This is a genomic window from Sphingosinicella rhizophila (genome assembly GCF_032378825.1).
In the GTDB taxonomy this organism is placed as follows: Bacteria; Pseudomonadota; Alphaproteobacteria; order Sphingomonadales; family Sphingomonadaceae; genus Allosphingosinicella; species Allosphingosinicella rhizophila.
Window position 1 is genome coordinate 207,364 of sequence record NZ_JAVUPU010000002.1, and the last position, 23,696, is coordinate 231,059.

The window sequence follows — 23,696 nt, forward strand, 5'->3', positions numbered from 1 at the left end:
CACCTCCCCCATTGACTTCGCCTCCACGCTCCTTTCATTCTGGCAAAAAATATCCTGAGCAGAAAAGGAGTTTGTGTGCCTGAGATCAACCGGCGGAATATATTGACGGGTGCCGCCGCGGCAGCCGCGATGATTGGCTTCCCGATGGTGAATTTCGGTCAGTATCGGGCCCATGCCCAGTCGCCGAAGCGCTATTCAAAGCGGGCGACGGACTTGGTCAAAGGGTCGTTGGTCATCGACATGCTCGGCCTGATCAAGCTCGGCCGGGACGATCCGCCTTATTATTCGAAGCCGCTCAGCGACAAGGATGCGGCCGAATTCCGCGCCAGCGGCATCACAGCCTTCCACGTCGCCAGCGGCACGCGCGATTATGAATCGACGCTCGTCTACATGGCGGGTTGGCAGGGCTTTGCCGGTCGCAACGGCGACGTTTTCACGCTCGTCGGGCGCGCCGAAGACATCGACGAGGCCAAGCGCGACGGCAAATGCGCCGTCATCATGGGTATCCAGAATAGCGAACATTTCCGTACGCCGGCGGATGTGAAGGCTTTTTACCAGCTCGGGCAGCGTTGCTCGCAGCTCACCTATAACAGCCAGAACAGGATCGGAGCCGGATCGACTGAACGCGTGGATGGCGGCGTCACCGATTTCGGCGTCGAGATCATCAAGGCGATGAACGAAGTGGGCATGCTGATCGACGTGTCGCATAGCGGCGACCGCACAACGCTCGACGCTATCGAGATCTCGTCCAAGCCGATCGCCTTCACTCACAGCAATTGCCGGGCGCTGGTCAACCATCCGCGGGTCAAGACGGACGAGGCGATCAGGGCGTTGGCGAAGAAAGGCGGCGTCATGGGCATGACGGGTGTCCGAAACTTCGTGAGCGCCACCGAGCCCACCGACGTGACCCATGTCGTCAATCATATCGATCATGCGGTGAAGCTGGTCGGCATCGATCATGTCGGCATCGGATCGGACGCCGATCTGCACGGCTATGATGCGATGAGCCCTGATCAAATTGCCCGCACCAAAGCCAATTACAAGGATAGCTACGCCTTTAGGGAAAAGATCGATACGGATGGTTTCGATCATCCGCTGAAGATGTTCGACCTCACCGAAGAGCTTATCCGTCGCAATTATTCCGACGCGAATATCAAGGCGATCCTGGGCGGCAATTTCCGCCGCCTGCTTGGAAGCACCTGGCTTTGACCTCTTCGGCTACACGCCTTCACGCGAATAGCACTTTTGCCGGGCGATCCCGGACTCACTTGCCTCGCAGGCATTGGGTCGCTGCCCTGGCCGGAGCACGGAACCGAAATCATTCGACCTCCCCCTCAATGTTTGTTTAGGCTGGATTATGGACACGAACACAATCGCCAAGCCCTCCTGGTTCCAGCGTTTCCTGCTGCCAGGCTTTGCCTTCAAGGCCGTCGTGATCGGGGGCGGCTACGCCACCGGTCGGGAACTGGCGGAATTCTTCATTCCCAGCGGTCCCTGGGGCGGCTTGATCGGCATCCTTTTGGCGATGATGATCTGGAGTCTGGTTTGCGCGATCACGTTCGCTTTTGCCCGCCTGACCCAGGCTTATGATTATCGCTCGATGTTCCGGCAGTTGCTCGGCCCGTTCTGGATCATATTCGAAATCAGCTATCTGCTGTTCATGATCCTGATCCTGGCGGTGGTGGCCGCGGCTGCAGGGGCCATAGGTGAGCAGGTGTTCGGCCTGCCGCCGATGGCGGGCACCCTTCTGCTGATCGCCGCTATCGTCGGCGTGACGACCTTCGGCAATCAGGGTGCCGAGCAGCTCTTCAAATATGGCACGACCTTCATCTATGTCGTCTATGGCGTCTTCCTCGTCCTTGCGATCGCCAGTTTCGGAGGTCTTATCGGCCCGGCCCTGACGTCGGGCGTTCCGACGGACGGCTGGGTGGTCGGTGGGGTGACTTATGCCAGCTATAATGTCGTGGCAGTGGTCGCCGTATTGCCATTCCTGCGGCGTGCAACCAGCCAGCGCGACGCCTTGATTGCCGGTGCGCTGGCGGGGCCGCTCGCGATGCTTCCGGCGTTGATTTTCTTCCTCTGCATGGCCGCTTTCTATCCCGCTATCGGGGCAGAGGCGCTTCCTTCCGATTTTCTGCTGCAACGTATGGGCGTGCCCTGGTTCCAGATCGTCTTTCAGCTGATGATCTTCGTCGCGCTTCTCGAGACAGGTGCTGGCTGCGTCAATGCGTTCAACGAGCGCATCGGGGAGGCCATGGTCGATCGCGGACGTCCGTCGCTTTCGCCCCTCGGCCGACTTGCCATCGCCACGCCGCTTCTCGTGGGCTCGGCCTTCGGGGCTTCGCAAATCGGTCTCGTCGACCTGATCGCAACGGGTTACGGCGCCTTCGGCTACATCATGCTGGTGGTCTTCGTGTTGCCCATCGTCACCATAGGCGTGGCGCGCGTTGTGCGAAGCAAGGCTCCGCCTTTGGGTCCGGCGCCCGAACACGGGCCCGTGGGCGAGGTCGCGCGCGACTGAAAGACTGCCCGGCCAGTCCTGAAAGTGGCCGCCCACCTGGGCGAACGACACTATTCGGCAGTCAATTCGTCGCATTGACGAATAAGACAGATTGTCCCGATCAGGATCATAATCTAAGAAGAGGGATATTCGATCCTGTTTCGACGCGGCGTCGGCTTCTGGCCGGCGTTACGGGAATATCGATCGGTTGCGTGGCGGCGGCTCCATCCCTGCGGAGACGCCGTTGCTCAGGCCTGGGTCGGCTGGCCGCAAGACGGCTGGCCCAGGCCATTTCCATTCGCATCTGAAAAATGTGCCGGGTGTCAGTGTGACGGTTGAGGTGGGGTGCCTCGAACCAATTCAATCGACACGCGCCCAAATTATCGAGCCTGAATCACAGCCAAATCCTGCGTGCGTATCAGCCCCTTGGCTTCATTGTTGAGGGTCGGTCGCGGCTCGGCCGATGTGAGCAGACGCCGCCTGTGTCGCCGTCTCGCCACGGCGCGTCCAGAAATAGATCGCCACGATCGTCGTCATCAGCGGCAACGCCCAACCGAACTCGCCGCCGGCATATTTCGTGGCATCACCGCGCTCGCCGGTGATCCCTTGGAAATAGATCTGGAGAAACATGTTATGGGTGGTGTGGAAGAGGGTGGCCGGCCAGAGGCTGCCTGATTTGAGCCGAAGCCAGGTCAGAATGACGCTCATGCCCAGGATCATGATCGCGAAGCAGAGCGTTGAATACCACCATGGGGTTCCGCCATTATAGTCGGCGGCCACGATGAGCGGAAAATGCCACAAAGCCCAGATCAGGCCGGTGATGATCGATCCCGTGGTAAAGCTCGACAACGCGACCAGGCGCGGCGTCAGGAATCCACGCCAGCCGATTTCCTCGCCCAGCGCGGATGACACGGAAGTGATCGTGCCGGTGAAGGCCAACAGGAGGAAAAAGAAAATGAGGACAAGCGCATTGTCCATGCCTTGCCAGCCCATGGATTCCGCGATCTTGTCGACATTGGCCTGGTCCGCGAAACCGCCCGCGCCCGTTGTCCAGATCAGGATATAGGCGGCCAATATGTAGAAGAGCGGGATCAGATAGCCGGCGGTGTTCCATTTCCATTCGCCCCAGCCCCAACCAAGCGACCGCAGGTCGATCCTTCTCAGCCAAACGGTGAGCAGGGCGGCCAGTCCCGGGGTCCACATCAGGCCGGTCGCGTAGCGTCGGGTATTGCTGCCGGCGAAACCGCCCCCGCCGATGATCAAGACATAAAACAGGATACTGATGCCGATTACCAGCAGCAGATAGACGCCGAGGTCGATCATCGTCTTGCGACGGTCCATGGTCGGAGCCCCCCCCCCCCCAGATTGTCCCGCAAGGGCTGATCTTATCCTTTCCAGGCGATTTGCCAAACGGAAAGGCACCGCTTTTGACGCTTCGGAACGATCTCGCGCAGAGCGGTTGTTGCGCCGATCAGTCCCGGCTGACGGTGAATCCGGCGAAGCTCTGTCGCACTGGCATCATCTCGATGCGGTTGATGTTGAGATGCGGCGGCAGGGTCGCCACCCACCAGATCGTGCCGGCGATATCGTCCGCCGTCATCGGTTCCGCACCGGCATAAAGCGCATCCGATGCTGCCTGGTCGCCGCCGGTCCGGATCAATGTGAATTCGGTTTCGGCCATGCCGGGCTCGATCGACGTCACGCGGACGCCCGTGCCGGCAAGGTCCGACCGGAGGCCGAGCGAAAATTGGGTCACGAAGGCCTTGCTGCCGCCATAAACATTGCCGCCGCGATAAGGATAGGTCGCCGCCGTGGAGCTCAAGTTCACGATGGCGCCGGCGCGTTCGATCAGGGTCGGCAGCAACCGATGGGTTATCGAAACCAAAGCGGTGACATTGGTGTCGATCATCTGCCGCCAGTCGGAAAGAACGCTCTCCTGCGCCGGGGCTGTTCCCAGACCAAGGCCGGCATTGTTGACCAGGAGGTCCACGTCGCGAAAGGGCGCGGGAAGGGCATCGATTGCCTCGGCCATCGCGTGGTCGTCGCGCATGTCAAAGACGCACGGGTGGACATTGTCCGTTCCGAGCTCCTCCACCAAAGAGGCGAGCCGGTCGGCCCGCCGGCCGGTCGCCACCGCCTGCCAGCCGCCGGCGACGAAGCGCCGCACCAGCGCCCGGCCAAATCCCGAGGTCGCCCCGGTGACGAGGATTGTCTTTCGCATGCCGAACATCCCACGAATCGCCATAGTGGCGCTGAAGCCGATGACGCGGGCCTATAGCTTCGCTTGCGTCTCAGGTGAACCGGATGAATCTATTTGACTGACCAGTCAGTCATGTTCTATCGGCGAGTCTGGGAGCATGGATATGGCCATCGGGCGACCGACGTTTCGATCAAAGGGGGCAGTGCTCGGCACGTTGGCGATGGCGGCCTGCACCACTGTCGGGCCGGATTACGAAGCGCCGGACATTGCCATCCCGTCCTCCTTTTCCGCAGGTCCGGCGAAAATGGCGTTCGCCGATCCGGTCTTGTTGCAAACTTGGTGGCGCCAGTTCGACGATCCCGTGCTGGACCGGCTGATCGCGGCGGCTTGGGCGGGAAATCTCGATCGGCGGGAAGCCGCCTCAAGGATCAGGGAAGCGCGGGCGCGGGAGATCGTCGCCGGAGCTTCAGGCCGGCCGCAAGTCGGCCTCGCCGCGGAGGCGGCCCATAACCGGCTGAGCGAAAATGCGGGCGTGACCTTGCCGGGCCAGGCGCCGGGCGCCGTACCGGGCCTGCCGGGAAGCGAGTTCAGCACCTTCCGCCTCGGCTTCGACGCATCATGGGAAATCGATCTGTGGGGCGAGGTCCGCCGCGCCACCGAGGCGGCTGGCGCACGAACCCAGGCCGAGCAATGGCATGCGCGGGACGTCGACGTCGCGCTTGCGGCCGAGATCGCTCGGCAATATTTCGATTGGCGGGCCTTGCGGGTACGCATCACGATCGCGCGCGAAGCGCTTGCGCGGCAGCGGGACATAGCCGGCCTGATCGACGCGCGCGCGCGAAACGGCCTGGTGTCGGTCCAGGACGTGGAGCAACAGGGCCGCCAGGTCGAACGCGCGGCCGCAGCCGTCCCGCCGCTGGAAGCCGAGGCCGGCATCCGCGTCCACATGCTCGCCTTGTTGCTTGGCACCTTTCCCGATCGGATCGTCGATGCGCTGAGCGCACCAGCCGTTCCAGCTCCCTCATCCGCCGCCTTGCCCGCGGTCCCGGTCGGCCTGCCGTCCGATCTGCTGCGCCGGCGTCCAGACATCCGGATGGCCGAACGACGGCTCGCGGGGGCGACGGCGGATATCGGCACGGCCGTCGCGGCGCTCTATCCGCGCATCAGCCTGACCGGTGCGCTTCAGCTCGTCTCGACCTCGCTGGCCAGCATCGTTTCGGCCGATTCCATCCAGGCGATGGCTGGAGGCGCGTTCGCCCTGCCGCTGCTGGACGGCGGCCGCAACCGCGCGAACGTCCGAATCGAAGAGGAGCGCAGGAACCAGGCGCTGACGGCTTATGAACGGCAGATTCTGGTCGCCTTCAAGGATGTCGAGGATGCCTTGTCCCGGTGCCAGCATGAAAGGGAACGGACGCAATCGCTCGATCGCGCCGCAACCGCCGCGCGGGCCGCCGCGGACACTGCCCGCATCCGCTACCGGGCCGGACTCACGCCCTTGTTGGATGTGCTGGAAAGCGAAAGCGCTTCGCTCGTGCTCGAAGACGAATTGGCGGTCAGTCGGTCGCAGCAGGTTCAGAATCTCATCTCGCTCTACAAGGCACTCGGCGGTGGCTGGGCGGATGAACGTACGAGCACCGGCACCCGCCATCGGGAGGAATTAGAAGATGGCAGAAACTGATAATCCCGCAGGGCCTGTCCCGCCGGAGCCAAGGCGCAGGAGCAAGTTGGCGGCGCGATGGCCATTCCTCCTCCTGGTGCTGCTCATCCTCGCTTTGCTGATCTGGCTCGTCGTACGGCCGGTCGCCGCGGAGGAAGAGACGCTGACCGGCTATATCCAGTCCGACAATCTCTATCTTTCCTCTTCGGTGGCGGGGACGATCCGGTCGGTGGCGGTGGAGCGCGGCGATGTCGTAGAAGCCGGCAGCCACGCTTTCACCATCGATCCGGCGTCGCTCGGGGCGGAGGCGGGGGGTGCTCGCGCCGGCGTCGTCGAAGCCCAGGCCCAAGCCGCGCTCGAGCTTGAAAATGTGGCCGTGGCGCGCGCCGAATATCAGGCGCAGGTAGTGGAAGCGCAGCGTATGGCGGACGATCTTCGCCGCTACCTCGCCGCGGATGCCGCCAAGGCGGGCGCGGTCGCCCGGCAGCAGATCGACGCGGCGCGGGCGGCGGCTGTCGCGGCGGCCCGCCAGCGGGAAGCCGCGCGCGCACGCGCAGACGCGGCATCTGCGCGGGTAAAGGCAGCACGCGCGCGTATTGCCGCCGCTGGCGAGAGCCTGCGGGGTGCCGAGACACGGGTTGACGAGCTCGCGCCTGTGGTCCCGGCCCGGTCGCGGGTCGAGGACGTGCTCTATCAGCCCGGCGAATGGGTGGCGGCCAACAAACCGGTGGTGAGCCTGATCCCCGACAACAAGGTGAAGGTGCGCTTCTATGCGCCGCAGTCGACGCTGCCGCTCTATCGCCCCGGCCAGACGATTAGATTCACATGCGACGGCTGCCCTCCGGACCTCACAGCGCGCATCGATTATGTCAGTCCCCGGCCCGAATATACGCCGCCGGTCATCTATTCGCACGAAAGCCGGGACAAGCTGGTTTTCATGGTAGAGGCCCGGCCGGCCCGGCCGCAGCGTCTCGCGCCCGGCCAGCCGGTGGACATTGTCCCGCTCGGCCGTTCCGATAGGCCCCGTTGATGCTTGCGATCGACGTCCGTGGCCTCAACAAATGGTTCGGGGACAGGCATGTCGTCCGCGATGTCGCGATTCAGGTCGGGCAGGGACGGATCACCGGCTTTTTGGGACCCAACGGCGCCGGGAAGACGACGACCCTGCGCATGCTCTGCGGACTGCTGACGCCGGATAGTGGCGAAGGCGAGGTGCTGGGCCGGGATTTTCGGGCCGAGGCCAACGCGGTCAAGCGCATGACCGGCTACATGACTCAGCGTTTCTCGCTTTATGAGGATCTGACGATCGAGGAGAACCTTGCCTTTGTGGCACGGGTCTATGGGCTCGATCGACGTGGACAGCGCGTGCGCGCGGCGCTGGAGCAGCTTGGCCTTGCCGATCGGCGCAGACAGCTCGCCGGCGCGTTATCCGGAGGATGGAAGCAGCGTCTGGCGCTCGCCACCGCCGTGCTGCACGAACCGAAGCTGCTGCTGCTCGACGAGCCAACCGCGGGCGTCGACCCCAAGGCACGGCGCGAATTCTGGGACCATATCCACTTGCTGGCCGATCAGGGGCTGACCGTGCTGGTGTCGACCCATTATATGGATGAGGCCGAGCGCTGCCACGATATCGGCTATATATTGAACGGCCGGCTCATCGCACGCGGTACGGCCCAGGAGATCATTGCGCGATCCGGCTTGATCACCTTCCGCGGTGAAGGACCCGATGTCGGTCGGCTCGTTCTCCCCTTGTCGGGCAGGGCAGGCGTGCTCAGTGCCTCGGCTTTCGGGTCCGCAATCCATGTCAGCGGCACCGACCGTCGCTTGCTCGAGGAAGCGCTTCGCCACAACCGCAGCGGCGAAACGAAGTGGGAAGAGGTCCCGTCGACCCTGGAGGATGTGTTCATCCAGCTGATGGCCGACCAGGCCGACGATCGGTATGCGGCGTGACCGGGTTCTCATTCCTGCGGGTCCTGGCGCTCCTGGTGAAGGAATTCACCCAGCTCACGCGCGACCGGGTGACTGCCGCGATGATCTTCGTGCTGCCGATCGTGCAGCTGCTGCTGTTCGGTTTCGCCATCAATAACGATCCTCATCATCTGCCGGCGGCCGTTTTCGCCCAGGATCACAGCAACCTTACCCGCGCTCTGGTGGCGTCGATGGAGCGTACCGAATATGTCGACGTTCGCTATCTGCCGCGAAGCGAGGCCGAGATGGAGCGGCTGATGCGTCAGGGCAAGATCCTGCTGGCCGTCACCATTCCTCCGGATTTCACGCGCCGGGCGCTGAGGGGTGACAAACCGCAAATCCTGGCCGAGGCGGATGCGACCGATCCCGTCGCCGCCAGTGGTGCAATGGCGGCGGTGGCGGCCCTGCCAACCGAGGCGCTGCGACACGACCTCCGAAATATTGCGCCGGAGCCGACGGCGCCTGCATTCGAAGTGATCGCGCACCGGCGCTACAATCCGGAGAATTTGACCTCCCGCAACGTGCTCCCTGGGCTGCTGGGCGTCATCCTTACGATGACGCTGGTGATGATGACGGCGATGGCGGTGACCCGCGAATATGAACGCGGCACGATGGAAAGCCTGCTTTCGACACCCGCGACCTCGGCCGAGATCATGGTCGGCAAGCTGACGCCTTATGTGCTGGTGGGCATCATCCAGACGATGATCGTCATCACGCTTGCCAAGCTGCTGTTCGCGCTGCCTTTGGCAGGAAGCGCTGCCGGTTGGTTCGCCTTCGTCTTCGCGGTCCTGCTCTTCATTCTCGGCAATCTCTCGCTCGGCTATCTGATCTCGACCGTCGCCAAGAGTCAGTTGCAGGCGATGCAATTGTCGGTCTTCTATCTGCTCCCCTCGATCTTCCTGTCGGGCTTCATATTTCCCTTCCTCGGCATGCCGCGCTGGGCCCAGCTGATTGGCGAAGCGCTTCCGGTGACCCATTTTCTTCGTGTCGTTCGGGGTTCGCTGCTCAAGAGCCAGACGATGGCGGACATGGGCGGTGAGCTGATCGCGCTCGGGCTGATCGTTCTCATCTTCTCGAGCGTTGCCGTCATGCGGTCGCGCACGACGCTCGATTGAGAGGGAAAGGTCATTGAGAGCGAAAAGGACAAGGGCGCAGCAGACTGACGAGAGGCGGCTGGCGATCGTTGCAGCGGCCCTGGATGCCTTTGTCGAAAGCGGCTTCGAGGCGACCAAGATCAGCGACGTCGCGGCCCGGGCCGGCGTCGCCAAGGGGACCGTCTATCTTCATTTCGCCGATAAGGAAGCGCTGTTCGAGGCGATCGTCCGGGATGCGCTGTCGCCGGTGGTGCAGGGAATCGGCGCGATCAGCACCGATGGCGTTGCCAGTGTTCGGTCATTGTTCGAAGCCTTCGCGCTGCCCTTGATGCTGGATATCGTGGAATCCCGTCGCGGCGACGTGCTGCGCCTGCTCATCTCGGAAGGGAGAAGGTTTCCCCGACTGGCCGAATTCTACCATGCCGAAATATTGACGCCGGCCAAGGCGCATATTCAGCGGCTGCTGTGCAAGGCCGTGGAAAATGGAGAGCTGCGCAATCCGGGGCTCGCCGAATATCCGCTTCTGGTTGCCGCGCCGATGCTGATGTCGGTGATCTGGGCCGGCCTCTTCCAGAGGCTCGACCCGATCGATTTCGAAGCCTTGTTCCGCACCCATCTCGACACATTGTTCATGCCGGGGGCTTAGGGGCGCGACATCTTGGCCCCCCCGCAAGCCCAAGCGGAGGGCATCAACTGCTACCGTCCTGATGCGCGGCGCCGAGCCCGGTTCGTCTTTGGCGCGCCGGCGGCACCGAAACTGGGGCGGCGGCTCTTGGGCCGGCGCACGCGGTTGCGGTCATTCTCGGTCCGCTCCACCACCGGCGGTCCGGTGCGCGTCGCCTTGATGCGGTTCGCCTCGGCGACGAAATTCTCGGGCAGGGGGACGATCTCGATCTTCTGTCTGGTGATCCGCTCGATCCCCTTGAGATAGGCCTTCTCGTCATCCGCGCAGTAGGCGATGGCGACACCCGCCGCGCCGGCCCGCGCGGTGCGGCCGATGCGGTGGACATATTGCTCGGCCACGTTCGGAAGCTCGAAATTGATGACGTGCGACACGCCGCTGACATCGATACCGCGTGCGGCGATGTCGGTGGCAATCAGGATCTTAACCTTGCCATGCTTGAATTCAGCCAAAGCCCGCTCGCGCTGCGGCTGGCTCTTATTGCCGTGAATGGCATTGGCGGCGATGCCGTTGCCGGCGAGCAGTTTCACCACGCGGTCGGCGCCATGCTTGGTGCGGGTAAAGATGAGGACGCGGTCCATATTGCCACGCTCGCCAAACCCGGCGCGAAGCATCATGGTGAGAAGCGCCTGCTTCTCCGCCTGCTGGACGAAGGTCACATATTGGTCGACCCGCTCCACCGTCGTCGCCTGCGGGGCGACCGACACCTGGGCCGGATCGGTCAGGAATTTGTCGGCTAAATCCTTGATCGTCTTCGGCATGGTCGCCGAGAAGAACAGGCTCTGGCGCTTGACCGGCAGCACTTTGACGATCCGCTTGAGATCGTGGATGAAGCCGAGGTCGAGCATCTGATCGGCCTCGTCGAGCACGAGGATTTCGACGTTGCGTAGGTCGAGGATGCGCTGGTCGATAAGATCGAGCAGGCGCCCCGGCGTGGCCACGAGGACATCGACGCCGCGGCTCAAGTCCTGACGGTTCTTGTTGATCGACGTGCCGCCGAACACGGTCGCGACCGATATGTGCGAGAAACGCCCGTACGCGCGAGCGCTCTCGGCGATTTGCGAGGCCAGCTCGCGGGTCGGAGCGAGCACCAGCATCCGGCAGGTACCGCGCTGAGGCCTTTTGTCGGAGAGGGTCAGCCGGTCGATCGACGGCAGCATGAAGGCTGCGGTCTTGCCGGTGCCGGTCTGGGCGATGCCCAAGAGGTCGCGGCCCTGGAGCAGCATCGGGATGGCTTGCTCCTGGATCGGCGTGGATTTTGTATATTCCTTCAGAGCAAGCGCCTGGAGGACGGGCTGCGACAGCCCGAGATCTTCGAATGACATGGTAATGACAACTTTCAAAAAGCCGGCGCTCCGGACGCATTTCGGGCGCACGGAGAGCGGGGTCAAAAATGACGACCCGCGTGATAAGGGAAGCCGGAAATAGCCACGAAGCAGAGCCGGGGCGGTGACGCCCGATCACGCTGCAATGATGCTTCGCTGGCGATCATTTGGATGCTGCGCCGCAAAAAGTCAAGGGAATCCGCGTTTCTCGCGAACCAGCTTCACTCTTGCCGTTGCAGGACAGCGTCCAGCACGGCCCTCGCGGTATTGGACGGCACTGCCAGACCGATGCCGACATTGCCTTGGCCTGGACCGATGATGGCGCTGTTGATGCCGATCACCTCGCCGCTCATGCTGATCAGGGGGCCGCCCGAATTGCCCGGATTGATCGGAGCATCGGTCTGCACATAAGCGGGGCTGCCGCCCCGCCGGCTCCGCCCGAGCGCACTGACGATGCCGGCCGTTACCGTCTGGCCGATCTGGAAGGGATTGCCGATCGCCACGACATAATCGCCGACCTTGAGCACATCCGAATTGCCAAGCGGAAGCTGGGCCAGGCGCGGTGCGTCAATCTGAAGCACTGCGATATCGGTCTCAGGGCTCGTGCCAAGCAAGCGTGCCTGGACGGTTCGCTGGTCGCTCAATGTGACCTCGATCGCCCGGGCATTGCGGATGACATGATGGTTGGTGAGGACGATGCCTTTGTCGGCGTCGACGATCACTCCGGAGCCGGCGGACAGGCTTGGCGCCAGCGCCCCATCCGGAACACCGAAGAAACGGCGGAAATAGGGATCCTGCAGCAGCGGGTTCTGCTCATAGGGTGACGGCTGAAGGACCGCGATGTTCACCACGGCTGCCGCCGTCTTTTCGACCAGGGGCGACAGGCTGAGCCGGCTCAAGGGAACGGCCGTCACCGGCGTCTGCGTGGAAATCGGCGCTAGCGCAGCCTCTTGCGACTGCGGCCGCCCCTGCAGCCACCAGGAGAAAAGGCCGCCGATCAGTCCGGACACGATAAGGGCGGGCACGAAGAAGATGCTGCGCATGAAGGCTTCCTACCCAGCTCGTTCCGAGCGTCAACGTCCCGCAGCGATGATCGTGCCAGCGTCAAGCGGCCCCGGCTCCTGCCGAGCCGGGGCCGTCGCGATCACGGGGCCGTCGCGATCACATGAAAAGGTGAGGAAGAAGGCGGTCAGGCAGCCGCTTCATTCTCCGCATTCTCATTTTCGGCGCTGCCAGCCTGGAGGCCGCCGATCTGCCTTGCTTGCGATCCGCCGATCTCGATCTTGCGCGGTTTCATCTCTTCCGGGATCTCGCGGACCAGCACGATCGACAGCAGACCATCCTTCAGTTCGGCCTCGCGCACCTGTACATAATCCCCGAGCGCGAAGCGGCGCTCGAAGGAGCGCGTCGCGATGCCCCGATGGACGAAGCTACGGTCATTCTGCTCCGCCTTGCGACCCGACACGACGAGCAGGTTCTGCTTGGCGATGATGTCGATCTCTTCTTCCCGGAAGCCGGCCACAGCAAGACTGATGCGGTAGCGGTCCTCGCCTTCCTGCTCGAGATCGAAGGGCGGATAATTCTCCGCCGATGTCAGGGATGTGCCGTTTTCGAGCAGGTCGAACAGCCGGTCGAAGCCGATGGTCGAACGGCGAAACGGCGTGAAATCCACATTCGTTCTCATATCCAGTCCTCCTTGAGCAACTTGACAATGAGCGTCCGAGAGAGCGGACGCCCTCCATGCTGAACCCATGACGGCGTCCAGCATGGGTAATTTATAACCCATTTGGACGCTTTCAAGATCCCTGGGGACGATTTTTTCGGGAGGAACCAAGGGGACGGCTGGGCTTTCTTCAGGTAGGAAGGAGAGCGAACCATGAGCCTCAAGGCCATCGCCCTCAATTGCAGCCTGAAACACAAGGGCGACGAACAATCTTCGACGGACAGGATGATCGGCTTGATCGTCTCCGAACTCCGCCGGCGCGACGTCGAATTTCTCGAGACGATCCGGGTGGCCGATCATGACGTGAAGCCCGGCGTGACTTCGGACGAAGGGGAGGGCGATGCCTGGCCGGATATCCGCCGGCGCATCCTGGATGCGGACATATTGATTTTAGGCACTCCGGTCTGGCTGGGCCAGATGTCGAGCATCGCCAAAAGGGTCGTCGAGCGAATGGACGCGTTTCTGAGCGAGACGGATGACCAATCGCGAATGCCGAGTTTTTCGAAAGTGGCTTTGCTCGCTATCGTCGGCAATGAGGATGGGGCGCATGGCATCAGCGCCGATCTTTACCAGGCGCTCAACGACGTGGGCTGGACGATTCCCGCCTCGGCGGTGGCCTATTGGGTGGGAGAAGCGATGGCAAAGACGGATTTCAAGGATCTGGAGACCATACCGGACAAGGTCGGGGAATCGGTGGCGATGGCAGCAGCCAATGCCGTCCATCTCGCCGGCCTGCTCAAGGCGAAGCCCTATCCCGGTCTTGCCCATTGAGCAGCCTGGATCAGGAGATGGACCGGGTCCATCGTGTGGCGGCTGATCTTCCGGGCATCGAACGTTCGGTCTGGTATGGCACGCCTGCGCTCAAGGTTGCCGGCAAGGGCTTCGTGCGGATGAAGGAGAGGGGAGTATTAGTCGTCACGTGTCCGCTCGAACTGAAGGACATATTGATGGAGGCTGAGCCGGGCATCCTCTTTCAGACCGATCATTACAGGGGATGGCCTGCAATGCTGGTCCGGCTCGACCGGATTGACGACGAGCGGCTCAGGGAGAGACTGGAATGCGCATGGCGCGAGAAGGCGCCGTCCAGGCTGCTCAGGGAATATGGCCGCGACTGACGCCGGCCTGCCATTCCGGCCGCCGGGCCGTTGCGCCCGGCGGCATGGAGAACATGCCTATTGGCAGCGGACCTCGCCGCGCTCGATCGCCCGGCCGGCGACCGCGCCGCCCGCCGCGCCGATGATGGTTCCGATCGTCTTGGATCCGCGCGGCGCGATCAAATTGCCGAGGAGGCCGCCGACGCCGGCTCCGATCACCAATCCGACGGTACCGTCGCGGCGCTTGCAATAATAACGGCCGTCATCGCCCCGATAGATATAATCGTCGCGGCTCATCGCATAAGGTTCATATGTGCCAGGCCGATATTGCCGGCCCCAGTCGTCGGCATAATAGCCGTCATTGGTCGTGCAGGCGGAAAGCGGCATGATCGCCAAAGCGGCTGCTGCCAGGATGGGGGTACGCATCACTTGCTCCATTTCGTTAGAGGAATGATGCAAGGGTGAATGCTTGAGGCGCAGGTTGGTTGCGTTCACAATGACTCCGACATCTCTTCGTCGATCGCAATCGCCAATTTCACGGTCGGCTGGCTCGGCCGCTACTATGAAAGGATGGACGCGGGCAGCTTTTGGCTGCTTCATTCCGCCATCGCCGCAGCAGGTGCGCTCGCCGCCATCCTGCTGCGTCCGATCGTCTACCGCCTGTTCGAAAGGAAAATCGCCTGATGATATCCCTGTTCGCTGCACTGGTCCTCGCCTCCAGTCCGCCGGCCGCGGCGCCGCAAGCCGTGTCCGCGCCCAAGCTCGGCGAGGCCTATGTCATGCCGCGAACGGCGGTGCGCACGATCAAGGCGAAATCCGGCGGCGAATATCGGATCTTCGTCTCCTGGCCGGAAGCTCCGCCGCCACCCGGGGGTTATCCGATCCTCTATCTGCTCGACGGCAATGAAAGCTTTCCCGTCGCCACGACCGTCGCTCACGGCCTCGGCCGCTATCTCGCGATGGAGCCGGGCGTCATCGTCGGCATCGGCTATCCGTCCGAGACGCGCCGGAGTTTCGATTATACGCCGGCCGTTCCGCCCGATCGGCCGACCATCCTGCCCCTCGGTCCCAGCGGCGGCGCGGAGGCCTTGCTTGCTTTCATCGCCGACGAGCTGCAACCGTCGATCGAGGCCGAACTGCCTGTCGATCCCAAGCGTCGGACGCTGAGCGGATACAGCCTTGGCGGGCTGTTCACCCTCTACACCTTGTTCAACCGGCCCGATCTGTTCCAGACCTATGTGGCCGGAAGCCCCTCCATCTGGTTTGGCCAGAATGAGGTGCTGAAACTGGAAAGCGGACTGGCTGCCAAGCTTCGTGCCGCGCGGGGCGGGCGGCGGCTTTTCCTCAGCGCCGGCCAATATGAGCAGGATCCGCTGCCGCCGCCCGGCGGCGAAACCGAGGAATCGCGCAAATTCGCGGACATCAGCGCAAAGGCGCGTATGGTCGACAATGCCCGCGAACTGGCCGGCCGGCTGGACGGGCTGAAGGAGGAAGGATTGACCGTTCATTTCCAGCTTGCCCCCGGCGAAAGCCATGCAACCGGCACCTATCCCGCCATGCGCGACGCGCTCCTCGGCGCGTTCGGGCCCCGCCAATGAGGCCGGCTTTCTGGTGGGCCGCGGCGGCCCTCATGTCCGCTCCGGCAGCGGCGGCCGAGCGCGAAGCCTGGGACGTCGAGGGACTGGAGCATGAGGCGGAGTTGATCGTCGACCGTTGGGGCCTTGCCCACATCTACGCCGCAAGCGAACGCGACGCCTATTTCCTGCAGGGCTATAATGTGGCGCGGGATCGTTTGTGGCAGGTCGATTTGTGGCGCAAGCGCGGGCTCGGCCTGCTGTCGGCAAGCCTGGGGCCGGCTTATGTCAAGAAGGACCGGGCGGCGCGGTTGTTGCTCTATCGTGGCGACATGCAGGCGGAATGGGACCGTTACGGCCCCGGCAGCCTAGCCCGCTACGAAGCTTTCGCGGCCGGCATCAACGCTTTCGTCGACGAGGTGCTGGCGGGCCGGAAGCCCTTGCCCGAAGCTTTCGTGCTGACGGACAGCCGGCCAGCCCGCTGGCGGGCGGAAGACATTGTCCGGATACGCAGCAACACCTTGGTCGGCAATGTCCGTAGCGAGGTGGCGCGGGCGCAGGTCGCCTGCGCGGCCGGCATCGATGCGGACCGGCTACGGCTGCGTCTCTATCCCGACCACAAGACAGAAATTCCCGCAGGCCTCGATCCTTGCGACATCGTGCCTGAAGTCCTGCAGGATTATGGTCTGGCGACAGCCGATGTGTCTTTCGAACCCGGCAGGGAGACCGCCTTGGCCGATCCCAACCCCGCCGACGCCGCGGAGGCGGCGAGGATGGAAGGTTCGAACAATTGGGTGATCGCGCCGTCGAAATCCGCCACTGGACGGCCGATCCTCGCCAACGATCCCCATCGCGTCTTCGCCATTCCCAGCCTTCGCTACGTCGTCCATCTCGAGGCGCCCGGCCTTTCGCTGATCGGTGCCGGCGAGCCGGCCGTCCCCGGGATTTCGCTGGGCCATAATGGCAAGGGTGCGTTCGGACTCACCATCTTCGGCACCGACCAGGAAGATCTCTACGTCTATGAATTGAAACCGGGCGAACCGGATTCCTATCGCTATGGCGATGGCTGGGAGCGGATGAAGATCGTCCGCGAGACGATCGCGGTGAAGGGCGGAAAGGCCGAGCAGGTCGAACTGCGCTTCACCCGGCACGGCCCTGTTCTTTTCCAGGATGCCGCCAAGGGTAGGGCCTTCGCCTTGCGCACCATCTGGTCCACGCCCGGCACGTCCGGCTATGCGGCCGCATCCTGGCATGCCCAGGCCGACAGCTGGGACGATTTCCGAAGGACCGCCGATCATTGGGGCACGCCGCCGCTCAATCTGATCTGGGCCGATACGAGCGGGACGACGGGCTGGATCGCCTCGGCGATGGTTCCGGTCCGGCACAATTGGGACGGGCTGCTGCCCGTGCCCGGCGATGGCCGCTACGAATGGGACGGCGTGCTTCGCGAAGGCGCTTTGCCGTCGATCAAGAACCCGGCCAAAGGCTGGTTCGCGAGCGCCAACGAGATGAATCTCCCGCCCAATTATCCGGCAAGTCCGCCGATCAGCTACGAGGCGAGCGACCGCAGCCGTGCCGATCGCCTCGGCCAGGTGCTTGGCGCCAGGGACAAGGTTTCGATCGCGGACGCCGCGGCGCTGCAGATGGACACCTACAGCAATATGGCCGCCCGCCTGGTGAAGCTGAGCCGCGGGATGGCGCCCGCCGATGCCGATCAGCGCAAGGCGCTCGCATTGCTCGGCGCCTGGGATCTCGACGTCGGCGTCGACAGCATCGCGGCATCCATTTACGAGACTTGGGCGACCCAGCATCTCGGCCGCACCCTGATTGCGCGGGCCGCCCCGGCAGCGGCCAGGATCATCGGGGCAGGTTCGGCCGACGCATCCCTTCATGCGCTGGAAACGCGCGATCCCCTGCTCGGCGCCGACCCGGACGCGGCGATCCAGGCCATCCTCTCCGAAAGCCTGGCGGCTACTCTGGAGGATCTGAGGACGCGCCTCGGTTCGGACATGGACGGGTGGCGATGGGGAAAGCTGCACGGCATCTCGCTCGAGCCGGCGATCGCCGTCCTGGCCGATGCGGAGCGCAAGGCGGCAATGGCGGTCGGCCCCGCGGAAATGCCCGGATCGGCATCGACCCCGGCGCTGATGGCCTATCGCGGTACGAATTTCGCAGCCGTTCACGGCGCATCGGTGCGGCTGGTGATCGACGTGGGCGCTTGGGACAAATCGCTGTTCCTCAACATGCCTGGCCAGTCCGGCAACGCGGACGATCCCCATTACAAGGATCTGTTCGGGCGCTGGCGGGCGGGCGACTTCGCGCCGCTCAGCTATACGCGCGCGGCGGTCGATGCGGCGGCCGAGCGCGTCATCCGCCTGCGTCCGGCCAGATGAATCCGCTTGTCCGCGCGAAAGCGGGCGCGCCGGTCACGATCGAGACCGCGCGCCTGGTCCTTCGGCCTCCGTCCGCCGACGATTTCGCGGACCTCCTCGCGCTGTGGACGGACCCGGTGACCTTGGCCTTTCTCGGTCGGGCGAGCACGCCCGCGGAGGCCTGGGCGCGGATGCTCAAATATGCCGGACATTGGTCGTTGTTCGGCTTCGGCTACTGGATGCTCCGCGAAGCGGGAACGGGGCGCTTCGTCGGCGAGGGCGGTCTCGCCCATCAGAAGAGGGACGGGATTGACGGCGGCGATCCCGAGGCGGGGTGGGCGCTCGTCGGCAGCGCCCAGGGCAAGGGCTACGGCCAGGAAGCCTTGGCCGCCATCCTCGCCTGGGGCGACACATGCCTGCCGTCGCCGCGCACCCTTTGCCTGATCGACCGGGCCAACCACGCATCGATCCGGCTCGCGGAGCGGAATGGATACCGGGCCAGCGGGGAGGCGACTTTGAACGAAGCCCCCGTCGTCCTGTTCGAACGGATGCGGGTAGGCCTTGCCGGATGAGCAGCCGGCATCTAATCGATCCCGAGCTCCTGCCCCTGCTCGAGACCTTCCCGACCATCACCATAACCCACGACAATCTCGCCGCGCGCCGCGCCCGCGTCTTTCCCGTGGAGATCGACCGCAACGACGATGTCTCGCTCGAAATCCTGTCGGCGCCCGGGCCAGAAGGCGCGCCCGATATCCGGATTCATGTCTACCGGCCGATCCAGGCCGATGGCCCGCTGCCCGTCCTCTATCATATCCATGGCGGCGGCTATGTCAGCGGATCGGCGGCGCAGCTGGAGGCGTTCCACCGGCCCTTGGCTGCCGATCTCGGCTGCGCACTCGTCGCCGTCGATTATCGCCTGGCGCCCGAGACGATTTTTCCGGGGGCGCTCGAGGATTGCCATGCGGGGCTCGGCTGGGTTTTTGGCCAGGCCGGCAAACGCGGCTTCGATATCGGCCGCGTCGGTCTGATGGGGGAAAGCGCCGGGGGTGGGCTCGCCGCGGGACTGGCTTTGCTCGCCCGCGACCGCGGCGATTATCCCATCCTGTTCCAGCATCTCATCTATCCGATGCTGGATGATCGGACCTGCGTGGCGGCCGACCCGAATCCCTTTGCCGGCGAATTCGGCTGGCACGCCGCGAACAATCATTTCGGCTGGTCGGCGATGCTCGGGGGGAAGCCGGGCGGAGAGAATGTTTCGCCTTATGCCGCGCCGGCGCGGGCCGAAGCGCTGGCGGGGCTGCCGCCGACCTTCCTGTCGGTCGGAGCACTCGATTTGTTCGTGGACGAGAATCTGGACTATGCGCGTCGGCTGATGCGGGCCGGGGTGCCGGTTGAGCTCCATATCTGGCCGGGTGCATTTCACGGGTTCGACTATCAGCCCGGCGCCTTCGTCGCGGAGGCGGCGCGGCGGGCAAGCCGCGACGCGCTGAGGCGTGCGTTTCGAGTCGGAGTTTAGGAAAGGTCGTCACCGGCCGGATCCGGCGCGATTCGCGCGAGATTGGATTCGCAAGGCACCGGAATTTCCAGGAGAGCGGAATCGCAGGACGCTGGAATCGTAATGGGGGCTGGTGTCGCCACCAGCCCCCACTGTCCGGCTCGATCCTCAGGCCCTTCAAGAGCCTGATTTTCTTCCCCGGAGGGCCCGGTTCCGGCGGAAGCATTGCTGCTTCCGTCGGTTCCGGTTCGCGGTTCCTTTGCCCGAAGGCTCCGGTTCCGCTGGACGATCTTGGAAAGTGGGATCGGCTTGCGCCTCACGCTTCTTCCTCGATCACCCTGCCACTTCCCTTCCGAAACTTTCATCCTTGCGGATGTCCGTCCTTCCGGTGGTGACAGCGGCTGGGCGCTTCCCTCGTTTCCGAAGGGCCGCTTCCGGCCACATCCAGAACCTGACAGGTCGAATCGAGTCGCGCGAGTCAAATCCGCCTGTGGATAAAAAGGATAACGGGTATAACTTTATCGGATCGATTTGGTACTTCGATCCGGGCAGGAGGAGGCGTGCTTCGTTCCTTTGGTCACCCTGAACGCGATTGAGGGTCCAGTTCGCTACCTGATCGGCGGCCTCCAAGCTGGATGCTGAATCAAGTTCAGCATGACGAATCCTTCAGCCTCGGTGCTCCCTAGCTTCCGTTGAGCCGGTAGTCGAAGCCTATTTCGGCATTGAGCAATTTCGAAATGGGGCAATTGGCCTTGGCGGTTTCGGCGATCTCGCGGAACCTGGATTCCTCGATACCGTTCACATTGGCTTCGAGGCTGAGATCGGAACGGCTGACCTTGAAGCCGTCGCCTTCCTTGTCGAGTTGCACCTTGGCCGTGGTCTGGAGCAGGCCGTCGGTCAAGCCTTCCTTCGCGAGCGCGAAGGACAAGGCCATGGTGAAGCAGGAGGCATGGGCGGCGGCGATCAGTTCCTCGGGGTTGGTGCCGGGCTCGTCGCCGAACCGCGTGCCGAAGCCGTAGGGCTGGTCGGCGAGCACGCCGGAGCCGGTCGAGACATGGCCCTTGCCGTCCTTGCCGAAGCCTTCGTAGCGGGCGGATGCTGTGCGCGTGGTCATATTCCTGTTCCTTCCTGGCTCGGCCGTGGGGTGTTGGGTTTCTCGCAGCTACATGCTGATCAGGTGAAGAATATTTCCATCCGGATCCTTCAGCCAGACGAGCTTCGCATCGTCCGCCACATGCACGTCCCCTTCGATGGTGACGCCCTCCAGGTCGGGAAAATGTTCGAACGTGACTCCCTTCGCCTTCAGATCTGCGACGATCTCGTCAATCTCGTCGCCGCAATCCCAGACGGCCGCATTGGCCTGGTTCGTGCCGGCGAATTCGGATTTGTAGACAATGAGCTGCGTCGCACCGGTGCGGTAGACCAAGAGATCGCCCATGCCCGCGTCGGCAAGTTCCAGCCCGAGCGTGTCGCCATAGAAGGTCCGGGCGCGGTCGATGTCGCGGACCGCGACGATGGCCGACGAGGATTTGTTCTTCAGCATGTCTCTCTCCCTCGCCAGCGCCCGCTTGCGCTGGCTCTGGCTCTCCCGGATCGAAAAGGCGTCGAGCCGGCTTCCCGGACAGGCAGGTCCGAGGCTCTTGCCGGACGAACGGCCGGAACCGCGCGAAGTTCAACGGCTCGTCGGTCCCCGCCCACGGACCGGGCCACCTTGGGCTGGCAGGTCCTGGAGTAATTTCAAGGCAGATGGCATCATCTGGCGACTGGGAAATAACGGAAAACAATGAGAAACAAGGCTCGTTTTCGGTTCAATATAACCGTGAACCAGTCTAGCCGAGATCCCTGTAGATTGCGGGAACGAGATCGTTGCCGAATGCGTCCTGGCCGGGCGGGAATTTCTGGATGTAACCGCTCGCGCGAATGCTGTGCTTGCGATCGACCCAGGCGATGGTGCCGGCCGCGCCACCCCAGCCGTAGGTGCCTGCACCCTGGCCGCTGGCTTCGTCCGCCAGCGAAACGCGGCCGCCCGCCCCGAACCCGCCGCCGCCGAAATCCTCCGGCAGCGGGACCCCGGCCGGCAGCAGGTTGGACATGGCCTGTCGCGCGGTCTCCGTCTTCATCACCCGGACGCCGTCCAGTATCCCTTCGCCCAGCAGCATCGCCAGGAATCGGTCAAAGTCCCGTGGCGATGATACCAGGCCGGCGCCGCCATAAGCGAAAGCGGGCGCGCGGGCGTAGACGCTGTCCGGCGGCGCATCCTTCGGCTGGATGCCCTGTGGGGTGTCCACATAGACCGGCCCCAGACGCCCGATCTTGTCCTGCGGAACGGTGAAGAAACTGTCCCTCATGCCGAGCGGATCGAACAGGCGCCTCTCCAGAAAGGTCTCGAACGACTGGCCGGAGACACGTTCGATGACCGCACCGGCAATGTCGAGGCCGATCGAATAGAAGAATGTGGTGCCGGGCTCGAAGAGAAGCGGCACGCTCGCGACCTTCCTCGCGAATGCCGTCAGGTTCGCCGGGCGCGGCTTCGGCGGCTCGTCCGAAAGGCCCTGATGGGGCATGATGCCCTCTTCGCGATACAGGCGCATGAGCGGCTGATCGCCCATGATGTCATAGGAAAGACCGGCGGTATGGGTCAGCAGATGACGGATCAGGATCGGATTCGTCGCCGGCCGGGCGTCCAGGCTGTTCGCCGCATCGGTCAGCACGTTCATCCGGCCGAATTCCGGAAAGATGTCCGCGAGCGGCTGATCCAGCTTCAGCTTGCCGTCCTCGACCAGCATCATGGCGGCGATGCCCGTCACCGGCTTGGTCATCGAATAGACGCGATAGAGCGTATCGGGCCCTGCCGGAACGGAGCCGTCGAGGGTGATCGTTCCCGCCTGCAGGAAGGACGGCGCGGCGCCGGCGCGGCCGATCGCGGCCACCGCATTGGGCACCTTTCGCTCAGCCACGTAGCGATCGAGCACCGCCTTCGTCGCTGGATAGTCCGGCGTGGCGCGACGGAAGGCAAAGGCAGGGCCGCCGGCGTGCAGTCCTGGCAGAACGGCGGCGGCGCCGAGCATGGCCAGGAATTGCCGACGGTCCTGCCGCCAGTGGGCCGGTGCGTCTCCGAACAAAGGGCTTGGCATCGGCTCATCTCCGGATGTCGTTTCCGGCAAAGCAGACTAGCCGATTGCCTTGGCTTGGCAAGCTTCGGACCGCGGGCCGGGTTCTCGCCGGCCGGCTTGCCCCGGGGCGATCAGGGATTGATCGCCGCGCCAACCACCGGCGGCCGTTCCCGTGCCTCCGCGCCCAACGTCCGGTACAGCAAACCGCCGATCAGGCCGCCGACCACAGGCGCCAGCCAGAACAGCCACAATTGCTGGAGCGCCCAGCCACCCTGGATGAGCGCAGGCCCGGTCGACCGCGCCGGATTGACCGAGGTATTGGTGACGGGAATGCTGATCAGGTGGATCAGGGTCAAAGCCAAGCCGATGGCGATCGGCGCGAAGCCGACCGGCGCGCGCGTATCGGTCGATCCCATGATGATCAGCAGGAAGAACAGAGTCAGCACGATCTCGATCATCAACGCTGCGCCGAACGCATAACCGCCGGGCGAATGTTCGCCGAAACCATTGGCGGCAAGGCCGTTGGCCGCCAGTGAATAATCCGCCTTGCCGCTGGCGATGACGTAAAGGGTAAGGGCAGCCGCAACCGCGCCCGCCACCTGCGAAATCACGTAGAGCGGAATATCCTTGGCCGGGAAACGGCCGCCGGCCCAGAGACCCAGGGTCACGGCCGGATTGAGATGGCAACCGGAAATATGGCCGATCGAATAAGCCATGGTCAGCACCGTCAACCCGAAGGCGAGCGACACGCCGAGCAAGCCGATGCCGACCTCAGGAAAGGCCGCCGCGAACACCGCGCTGCCGCAGCCGCCAAACACCAGCCAAAAGGTCCCGAGAAATTCGGCGATACCGCGCTGAGCATATGTCATTCGTTTGCTCCTCCCGTCTCCCGCATCACG

General features: G+C 63.7%; 24 protein-coding genes. 14 read left to right on the forward strand and 10 right to left on the reverse strand.

Annotated features, from left to right (window positions below; all coding sequences use genetic code 11):
• The first annotated feature begins 75 nt into the window (after positions 1 to 75).
• Complete coding sequence (locus RQX22_RS04090; RefSeq protein WP_315723908.1) at positions 76 to 1,209, forward strand: dipeptidase; 1,134 nt, start codon at positions 76 to 78, stop codon at positions 1,207 to 1,209.
• A 148-nt stretch (positions 1,210 to 1,357) separates the two neighbouring features.
• Entirely contained in the window at positions 1,358 to 2,521 is a 1,164-nt protein-coding gene (locus tag RQX22_RS04095) for a YkvI family membrane protein (protein WP_315723910.1), read from the forward strand.
• Between the two features lie 411 nt (positions 2,522 to 2,932).
• Here the strand turns inward: RQX22_RS04095 and RQX22_RS04100 are convergent, their stop codons facing one another.
• Positions 2,933 to 3,841 carry a CPBP family intramembrane glutamic endopeptidase gene (locus RQX22_RS04100; protein WP_315723912.1) on the reverse strand — a complete coding sequence of 303 codons (909 nt, stop codon included), beginning with the start codon at positions 3,839 to 3,841 and terminating at the stop codon, positions 2,933 to 2,935.
• Positions 3,842 to 3,971: 130 nt separating this feature from the next.
• Positions 3,972 to 4,721, reverse strand: coding sequence for an SDR family NAD(P)-dependent oxidoreductase (locus RQX22_RS04105; protein ID WP_315723914.1), 750 nt, complete (start codon positions 4,719 to 4,721; stop codon positions 3,972 to 3,974).
• Positions 4,722 to 4,863: 142 nt separating this feature from the next.
• Here RQX22_RS04105 and RQX22_RS04110 point away from each other — a divergent pair, with 142 nt between their 5' ends.
• The 5 genes from RQX22_RS04110 to RQX22_RS04130 are packed head-to-tail and all read left to right on the forward strand — an operon-like array spanning position 4,864 to position 10,065.
• A complete protein-coding gene (locus tag RQX22_RS04110) occupies positions 4,864 to 6,378 on the forward strand; it encodes an efflux transporter outer membrane subunit (protein ID WP_315723916.1) in 1,515 nt (504 codons plus the stop codon).
• Positions 6,365 to 7,387, forward strand: a complete 1,023-nt coding sequence (locus RQX22_RS04115; protein WP_315723918.1) for an HlyD family secretion protein — start codon at positions 6,365 to 6,367, stop codon at positions 7,385 to 7,387. Before RQX22_RS04110 ends, RQX22_RS04115 begins: the two co-directional genes overlap by 14 nt.
• Positions 7,387 to 8,307, forward strand: a complete 921-nt coding sequence (locus tag RQX22_RS04120; RefSeq protein WP_315723920.1) for an ABC transporter ATP-binding protein — start codon at positions 7,387 to 7,389, stop codon at positions 8,305 to 8,307. Before RQX22_RS04115 ends, RQX22_RS04120 begins: the two co-directional genes overlap by 1 nt.
• Positions 8,304 to 9,440, forward strand: coding sequence for an ABC transporter permease (locus RQX22_RS04125; RefSeq protein WP_315723922.1), 1,137 nt, complete (start codon positions 8,304 to 8,306; stop codon positions 9,438 to 9,440). The genes RQX22_RS04120 and RQX22_RS04125 overlap by 4 nt, the downstream gene beginning before the upstream one ends.
• 13 nt (positions 9,441 to 9,453) lie before the next feature.
• Positions 9,454 to 10,065 carry a TetR/AcrR family transcriptional regulator gene (locus RQX22_RS04130; RefSeq protein ID WP_315723924.1) on the forward strand — a complete coding sequence of 204 codons (612 nt, stop codon included), beginning with the start codon at positions 9,454 to 9,456 and terminating at the stop codon, positions 10,063 to 10,065.
• A 50-nt stretch (positions 10,066 to 10,115) separates the two neighbouring features.
• On the opposite strand, the gene RQX22_RS04135 is transcribed toward RQX22_RS04130, so the two are convergent.
• The 3 genes from RQX22_RS04135 to RQX22_RS04145 form a co-directional block, all read right to left on the reverse strand.
• Positions 10,116 to 11,426, reverse strand: coding sequence for a DEAD/DEAH box helicase (locus RQX22_RS04135; RefSeq protein ID WP_315723926.1), 1,311 nt, complete (start codon positions 11,424 to 11,426; stop codon positions 10,116 to 10,118).
• A 221-nt stretch (positions 11,427 to 11,647) separates the two neighbouring features.
• Positions 11,648 to 12,469 carry a trypsin-like peptidase domain-containing protein gene (locus RQX22_RS04140; RefSeq protein ID WP_315723929.1) on the reverse strand — a complete coding sequence of 274 codons (822 nt, stop codon included), beginning with the start codon at positions 12,467 to 12,469 and terminating at the stop codon, positions 11,648 to 11,650.
• A gap of 146 nt (positions 12,470 to 12,615) precedes the next feature.
• Complete coding sequence (locus RQX22_RS04145; RefSeq protein ID WP_315723931.1) at positions 12,616 to 13,110, reverse strand: Hsp20 family protein; 495 nt, start codon at positions 13,108 to 13,110, stop codon at positions 12,616 to 12,618.
• 192 nt (positions 13,111 to 13,302) lie between these two features.
• Between RQX22_RS04145 and RQX22_RS04150 the strand changes: the two genes are divergently transcribed.
• Positions 13,303 to 13,920, forward strand: a complete 618-nt coding sequence (locus RQX22_RS04150; protein ID WP_315723933.1) for a flavodoxin family protein — start codon at positions 13,303 to 13,305, stop codon at positions 13,918 to 13,920.
• On the forward strand, positions 13,917 to 14,264 hold the full coding sequence (locus RQX22_RS04155) for an MmcQ/YjbR family DNA-binding protein (protein WP_315723935.1): 348 nt from the start codon (positions 13,917 to 13,919) through the stop codon (positions 14,262 to 14,264). The genes RQX22_RS04150 and RQX22_RS04155 overlap by 4 nt, the downstream gene beginning before the upstream one ends.
• A gap of 57 nt (positions 14,265 to 14,321) precedes the next feature.
• On the opposite strand, the gene RQX22_RS04160 is transcribed toward RQX22_RS04155, so the two are convergent.
• The gene (locus tag RQX22_RS04160) at positions 14,322 to 14,669 is read right to left on the reverse strand and encodes a glycine zipper 2TM domain-containing protein (RefSeq protein ID WP_315723937.1); all 348 of its coding nucleotides are present in this window, start codon (positions 14,667 to 14,669) and stop codon (positions 14,322 to 14,324) included.
• A gap of 39 nt (positions 14,670 to 14,708) precedes the next feature.
• Here RQX22_RS04160 and RQX22_RS04165 point away from each other — a divergent pair, with 39 nt between their 5' ends.
• From RQX22_RS04165 to RQX22_RS04185, 5 genes are read left to right on the forward strand one after another with little or no spacing between them, the layout of a single operon-like run.
• Positions 14,709 to 14,927, forward strand: a complete 219-nt coding sequence (locus RQX22_RS04165; protein ID WP_315723939.1) for a hypothetical protein — start codon at positions 14,709 to 14,711, stop codon at positions 14,925 to 14,927.
• Complete coding sequence (locus RQX22_RS04170; protein ID WP_315723941.1) at positions 14,927 to 15,841, forward strand: alpha/beta hydrolase; 915 nt, start codon at positions 14,927 to 14,929, stop codon at positions 15,839 to 15,841. The genes RQX22_RS04165 and RQX22_RS04170 overlap by 1 nt, the downstream gene beginning before the upstream one ends.
• A gap of 32 nt (positions 15,842 to 15,873) precedes the next feature.
• On the forward strand, positions 15,874 to 18,210 hold the full coding sequence (locus tag RQX22_RS04175; RefSeq protein WP_315723943.1) for a penicillin acylase family protein: 2,337 nt from the start codon (positions 15,874 to 15,876) through the stop codon (positions 18,208 to 18,210).
• Positions 18,207 to 18,761, forward strand: coding sequence for a GNAT family N-acetyltransferase (locus RQX22_RS04180; RefSeq protein ID WP_315723945.1), 555 nt, complete (start codon positions 18,207 to 18,209; stop codon positions 18,759 to 18,761). The genes RQX22_RS04175 and RQX22_RS04180 overlap by 4 nt, the downstream gene beginning before the upstream one ends.
• Positions 18,758 to 19,705, forward strand: a complete 948-nt coding sequence (locus tag RQX22_RS04185) for an alpha/beta hydrolase (RefSeq protein WP_315723947.1) — start codon at positions 18,758 to 18,760, stop codon at positions 19,703 to 19,705. The genes RQX22_RS04180 and RQX22_RS04185 overlap by 4 nt, the downstream gene beginning before the upstream one ends.
• A 661-nt stretch (positions 19,706 to 20,366) precedes the next feature.
• On the opposite strand, the gene RQX22_RS04190 is transcribed toward RQX22_RS04185, so the two are convergent.
• The 4 genes from RQX22_RS04190 to aqpZ all read right to left on the reverse strand — a co-directional run bounded on the left by RQX22_RS04190 (position 20,367) and on the right by aqpZ (position 23,666).
• Complete coding sequence (locus RQX22_RS04190; RefSeq protein ID WP_315723949.1) at positions 20,367 to 20,798, reverse strand: OsmC family protein; 432 nt, start codon at positions 20,796 to 20,798, stop codon at positions 20,367 to 20,369.
• Between the two features lie 48 nt (positions 20,799 to 20,846).
• The gene (locus RQX22_RS04195) at positions 20,847 to 21,227 is read right to left on the reverse strand and encodes a VOC family protein (protein ID WP_315723951.1); all 381 of its coding nucleotides are present in this window, start codon (positions 21,225 to 21,227) and stop codon (positions 20,847 to 20,849) included.
• Positions 21,228 to 21,513: 286 nt separating this feature from the next.
• Complete coding sequence (locus RQX22_RS04200) at positions 21,514 to 22,818, reverse strand: serine hydrolase domain-containing protein (protein ID WP_315723953.1); 1,305 nt, start codon at positions 22,816 to 22,818, stop codon at positions 21,514 to 21,516.
• A 110-nt stretch (positions 22,819 to 22,928) separates the two neighbouring features.
• On the reverse strand, positions 22,929 to 23,666 hold the full coding sequence (gene aqpZ / locus RQX22_RS04205) for an aquaporin Z (protein ID WP_315723955.1): 738 nt from the start codon (positions 23,664 to 23,666) through the stop codon (positions 22,929 to 22,931).
• Positions 23,667 to 23,696: the final 30 nt, after the last annotated feature.

Coding starts and splice junctions, on each gene's coding strand:
- RQX22_RS04115 (WP_315723918.1), top strand. CDS start 6,365: ATGGCAGAAACTGATAATCCCGCAGGGCCTGTCCCGCCGGAGCCAAGG.
- RQX22_RS04195 (WP_315723951.1), bottom strand. CDS start 21,227: ATGCTGAAGAACAAATCCTCGTCGGCCATCGTCGCGGTCCGCGACATC.
- RQX22_RS04180 (WP_315723945.1), top strand. CDS start 18,207: ATGAATCCGCTTGTCCGCGCGAAAGCGGGCGCGCCGGTCACGATCGAG.
- RQX22_RS04185 (WP_315723947.1), top strand. CDS start 18,758: ATGAGCAGCCGGCATCTAATCGATCCCGAGCTCCTGCCCCTGCTCGAG.
- RQX22_RS04145 (WP_315723931.1), bottom strand. CDS start 13,110: ATGAGAACGAATGTGGATTTCACGCCGTTTCGCCGTTCGACCATCGGC.
- RQX22_RS04110 (WP_315723916.1), top strand. CDS start 4,864: ATGGCCATCGGGCGACCGACGTTTCGATCAAAGGGGGCAGTGCTCGGC.
- RQX22_RS04170 (WP_315723941.1), top strand. CDS start 14,927: ATGATATCCCTGTTCGCTGCACTGGTCCTCGCCTCCAGTCCGCCGGCC.
- RQX22_RS04175 (WP_315723943.1), top strand. CDS start 15,874: ATGTCCGCTCCGGCAGCGGCGGCCGAGCGCGAAGCCTGGGACGTCGAG.
- RQX22_RS04120 (WP_315723920.1), top strand. CDS start 7,387: ATGCTTGCGATCGACGTCCGTGGCCTCAACAAATGGTTCGGGGACAGG.
- RQX22_RS04135 (WP_315723926.1), bottom strand. CDS start 11,426: ATGTCATTCGAAGATCTCGGGCTGTCGCAGCCCGTCCTCCAGGCGCTT.
- RQX22_RS04140 (WP_315723929.1), bottom strand. CDS start 12,469: ATGCGCAGCATCTTCTTCGTGCCCGCCCTTATCGTGTCCGGACTGATC.
- RQX22_RS04200 (WP_315723953.1), bottom strand. CDS start 22,818: ATGCCAAGCCCTTTGTTCGGAGACGCACCGGCCCACTGGCGGCAGGAC.
- RQX22_RS04190 (WP_315723949.1), bottom strand. CDS start 20,798: ATGACCACGCGCACAGCATCCGCCCGCTACGAAGGCTTCGGCAAGGAC.
- RQX22_RS04105 (WP_315723914.1), bottom strand. CDS start 4,721: ATGCGAAAGACAATCCTCGTCACCGGGGCGACCTCGGGATTTGGCCGG.
- RQX22_RS04160 (WP_315723937.1), bottom strand. CDS start 14,669: ATGCGTACCCCCATCCTGGCAGCAGCCGCTTTGGCGATCATGCCGCTT.
- RQX22_RS04100 (WP_315723912.1), bottom strand. CDS start 3,841: ATGGACCGTCGCAAGACGATGATCGACCTCGGCGTCTATCTGCTGCTG.
- aqpZ (WP_315723955.1), bottom strand. CDS start 23,666: ATGACATATGCTCAGCGCGGTATCGCCGAATTTCTCGGGACCTTTTGG.
- RQX22_RS04165 (WP_315723939.1), top strand. CDS start 14,709: ATGCTTGAGGCGCAGGTTGGTTGCGTTCACAATGACTCCGACATCTCT.
- RQX22_RS04095 (WP_315723910.1), top strand. CDS start 1,358: ATGGACACGAACACAATCGCCAAGCCCTCCTGGTTCCAGCGTTTCCTG.
- RQX22_RS04150 (WP_315723933.1), top strand. CDS start 13,303: ATGAGCCTCAAGGCCATCGCCCTCAATTGCAGCCTGAAACACAAGGGC.